Source organism: Sedimentitalea todarodis (assembly GCF_032595355.1).
Classification (GTDB): Bacteria; Pseudomonadota; Alphaproteobacteria; order Rhodobacterales; family Rhodobacteraceae; genus Sedimentitalea; species Sedimentitalea todarodis.
Genome location: NZ_JASMWN010000062.1, coordinates 1 through 4,445, shown reverse-complemented (window position 1 = coordinate 4,445; position 4,445 = coordinate 1). Strand labels below are relative to the sequence as shown.

The 4,445-nt window shown below is 57.9% G+C and carries 3 protein-coding genes; 2 read left to right on the top strand and 1 reads right to left on the bottom strand.

From position 1 onward, the window contains the following. The first annotated feature begins 430 nt into the window (after window positions 1-430). Both QO231_RS25765 and QO231_RS25760 read left to right on the top strand, forming a co-directional pair. On the top strand, window positions 431-1,444 hold the full coding sequence (locus tag QO231_RS25765; RefSeq protein WP_316783088.1) for a TAXI family TRAP transporter solute-binding subunit: 1,014 nt from the start codon (window positions 431-433) through the stop codon (window positions 1,442-1,444). Window positions 1,445-1,505: 61 nt separating this feature from the next. Then, window positions 1,506-3,659 carry a TRAP transporter permease gene (locus QO231_RS25760; RefSeq protein ID WP_316783085.1) on the top strand — a complete coding sequence of 718 codons (2,154 nt, stop codon included), beginning with the start codon at window positions 1,506-1,508 and terminating at the stop codon, window positions 3,657-3,659. A gap of 546 nt (window positions 3,660-4,205) precedes the next feature. Here QO231_RS25760 and QO231_RS25755 read toward each other — a convergent pair. Then, on the bottom strand, window positions 4,206-4,445 hold a 240-nt coding region (locus QO231_RS25755), incomplete at its 5' end, for a transposase domain-containing protein (protein ID WP_316783082.1).

Here is a 4,445-nt window from a genome sequence, read left to right as displayed (position 1 = left end):
CGGCCCCATCGGAAACATCCCCCCAGCAGAGGCCGAAGACAACTTCTATGCACAGCGCGACGTGCTCGATATGGTCGCGTGAAATGAAGCTATAGGTCTCCGACAAACCCGGGGCGATTCATAGTGTCGCAGAGTATTAACGCCCAGGTGCACTTCTGGACAGTGGTATTTTTGGAGCAACCTTTCGACATTCCGTTCAAGATTTAAGCGATTGGTCAGTTTCAAAGGCGCGCAGTATCCGAAATCCGGAACTTTGCGACACTACCTGTCGAACTTCTGTGTAGCGTGTTTGATCTCCGTTCGCTTCCAATTGGTGATCCGGATCACACCGGGCCGGGGGATAGGCCATTGCCAACGACGGTCAACGCAGTAAGGTGAAAGGTTCACACGAACCGATCGGAGTTCTGTGTGAGACATGGAGGAGGAACCCATGACAAGATCATGCAGGACGCTGCTTGCCGCGGCAACCGCAGCTGTCTGTCTCGGTGCCGGGACGGCACCGGCAGAAGAGGCACAGTACATTCTTACCACCGCATCGACAGGTGGAACCTATTACCCAGTCGGTGTCGCATTATCGACGCTCGTCAAGGTAAAGCTCGAACCGAGCGAACAGATCGCCATGTCAGCGATCAACTCGGCCGGCTCGGACGAGAACATCCGGCTCTTGCGTGAGAACGAAGCGCAGTTTGCTATCCTTCAGGGTCTCTACGGCTATTTCGCGGCTACAGGTACCGGAGCGCTCGAGGCTGACGGAAAGCAGGAGGGGCTCTACTCGGTGACGACCCTCTGGCCGAACGTCGAACATTTCATCGTTTCCGCAGATGCTGCAGCTACAGGGACGATTGAGGATTTTGTCACTTTGAAAGGCGAAGGTGCAGCGCTCGGAAACCGCAATTCCGGCACCATGGGTTCGAATGTGGCGATCCTGGAAAACTTCGGTATTGATGCCGAGAACGACTATACGCTGGTCGAGGCCGGATACGGGCCCTCGGCCGAGGCATTGCAAAACGGCCAGGTAAAGGCAATCTCCACTCCTGCCGGTGCGCCTGTTGGGGCGATCAGCCAGCTTTTGGCGAGCGCTGGCGACAACGTGAAAATCCTCGATTTTACCGATGAGCAGGTGGCCACGGCAGATAACGGGCGAGAACTCTGGACACGTTACGTGATCAAGGCAGGAACGTATCCGGGCCAGGAGACGGACATAAACACCATCGCTCAGCCGAACTTCCTGGCAGTGCGCTCTGACGTCTCGGAAGAGAACGTCTACATGATTACCAAGACGATTTACGAGAACCTGCCGTTTCTGCAGGCAATACACCCGGCGACCAAAGAAATGATGTTGGAGAATGCCATCACTGGCCTGCCTCTTCCATTGCATCCGGGCGCTGCGCGCTACTACGAAGAAGCCGGCATCACGGTGCCCGATCGACTGAAAGCTAACTAGTCGCAGGAGCGGTGGAGCGGCGGCGGGACATCCGCTCCACAATCACAGGGAGGGGCTCGTAGTGACTGATGTCGACAAAGATGCCGATCCGGATGCTGTAGACATTGGTCAGCGGGCGCTTCCGCATTGGTTGAAGCTGGGTGTATCAGGTCTCGCAGTTTTCATCTCGGTCGTGCATATGGTGCTTGCGTTCAAGCCCTTGCTTTCGGAGCTTGAACGCAATGCCTTTCATTTCGGCGGCTTCGCCCTGTTGTGCGCGATCGTCTATCCGATGTCGCGCAGCACCTGGTCCTCCCGCTCGCGCAATGGTCTCATTCTGGATCTCGCAATCGGCTTGCTGGCAGCAGGTTCGGCGATCTACCTGTCTCAGGCCCTCGACGCGATCTACGACCGCGGGACCCGTCTGGCACCGCTGGACTGGGTCGCGATTACGATCGTGATCCTCGCCGCGATCGAGCTGACGCGACGCACTACGGGATTCATCATTCCGACGCTCATTGTGCTGGCGATCACCTATGTCACGATGTGGGGATCTTGGATCGGTGGGGTGTTTTCGTTCCGCGGACTCTCCTGGGAGACCACATATTTCCGGTCGATCTACGGTGACGATGCTCTTTTTGGGACCATCGCAAGCATTTCATCTACCACGGTTTTCCTGTTTATCATCTTTGGAGCTTTCCTGGTACGATCCGGCGCAGGTGAGTTCGTAGTCGATTTTGCCCGGTCGGTGGCTGGTAGATTGGTCGGCGGACCGGGGCTGGTCGCGGTGGTTGCATCAGGCCTGACCGGCACAATCTCGGGCTCGGCCATCGCCAACACGGCATCGACGGGGGTGATCACCATTCCGTTGATGCAGAAGGCCGGGTTCAGGGGCCGGTTTGCCGCCGGGGTCGAGGCGGCGTCCTCAACCGGTGGTCAGCTAATGCCACCGATCATGGGTGCGGGGGCCTTCGTTATGGCCACGCTGACACAGATTTCCTACGAGTACATCGTGGTGGTGGCGGCGCTTCCGGCACTTCTTTACTTCTTGTCGGTCGCGTTCTTCGTGCGAATAGAGGCCATGCGGATCGGCATGCAGCCGATGGCCGTAGAGGACGGCACCCTATGGCGGTCGGTCAAGGACGGTGGAGCGAGCTTCATCATCCCGATCGCGCTTCTTATCGGGATGTTGGTCTCGGGCTATTCGCCCAACTACGCCGCTGGCTTCGGCATGCTGGCGGTCATAGCCTCGAGTTGGCTGACCAAGCGCCCAATGGGCTTTCGCGCCATATACGAAGCGCTGGAAATGGGTGCACGCAACATGATTGTGTCTGCTGTGCTGCTTTGCTCGGTTGGACTTGTCATCAACGTCATCGTTACAGCCGGTGTCGGCAATACATTCAGCCTGATGATCGCGTCCTGGTCGGGCGGCAATCTTCTCATTGCCATAGTCCTGATTGGCCTTGCTTCGCTGGTACTGGGTATGGGTCTTCCGGTGACAGCCGCCTACATCGTTCTTGCGACCCTTTCTGCACCGGCGCTCGCCGGCATGATCGAGGACCGTGCGGTTGTCGACGCTATCGTGGCGGGCACCTTGCCGGATACCGCCAAGGCCATGTTCATGCTCACCGATCCATCGGCGATGGAGCTACTGTCGGGGCCCCTGCCCCCAGATCAGGCTGCGGCACTTGTCGCCGGCCTGCCACTGGAGATTTCGGCACAGTTGCGCGACATGGTTGTGCCTGCGGCGCTGGCCTCCACTGCATTGCTATCGGCGCATATGATCGTCTTCTGGCTGAGTCAGGATTCAAACGTGACACCACCGGTCTGCCTTGCCGCCTTCACCGCCGCAGCAATCGCCAAGTCGCCGCCCATGGCAACCGGATTGCAGAGCTGGAAGCTAGCCAAAGGCTTGTACATCGTCCCCGTCCTCTTTGCCTATACACCTCTCTTGTCCGGAGACTGGGGAGCAGCGTTCCTGGTTTTCTTCTTTGCGGTGTTCGGCATATATGCGCTTGCGGCGGGACTTCAGGGCTGCATGGAGCGACCCCTAAGCCTCGTCCTGCGGGCATTCGCGCTCTTCGCGGGGGTCGCGTGCCTGTGGCCCATGGCCGTCGATCTGGGGGCGTTGGAGTTTCCATCATTGATCGTCAACCTATTGGGTCTGGCAGCTACGGTGGCACTCTTCATCTTCAACCGCAAGTTTGGACCGATCCCAATACCAGCTTCAAACTGATCGCGCTCAGGGTCTACGGCGCAGCCACAATCGCCTCGCGGGCTCTATAAATCGAGCACTGAAAGTACCCGGCTTTGACGAGCGAAGAGGCTCTTGAGTAGCATGGTCAAGTTTTTTCAATTGGCGGTAAACTGGATTTTGCCTCAAACTGTGTGACGGAAAGGCAGCATCCGGGTTCTGAGCATTTCCGGACCGGCTCTTCCGTACATTGGAAAACGGCGACTGGGCTTCTGAAACCGCATACACACCACCGGCCAGCCAGTGCACGGGGATCGAGCCACTCTCATTCAGTGCCGCATCCGTGCCATAAAGCACATAGCCCCGCGCGATCGCCGCGAGTGCCGACGCCATGACGAAAATTCGCGTCATCCGGAAATTGAGCGCCTGCGCGGTGCGAGCCTCAGACGCATGACGCTCGCGCTCGTCATGGACACGGCGCTAGCGCGGGTCGCTGCTGATCTCGGGCAACAGATTGGTCACTTCGTTTCCTTTTCTGGCAAATCACGGAGATTTGGGTGGTATCCGTCCGGTCTGACTGGTGTTGACTTATTCGGCCTGCCAATTGCACGGCATGAGATCATCGAGGCGGTTCATTTTGTGATCTGCGACACGGGCCAGAACCCAACGCAGCCAAGCTTCGGGATCGACCTTGTTCATGCGGCAGATCTCAATGAGGGTGTAGGCGATGGCAGCGGCGTCACCGCCGCCTTTCGATCCCATGAACAGGTAATTTTTGCGCCCTAAGGTCACAGGTCTGATTGATCGCTCGCAGATATTGTTGTCCAA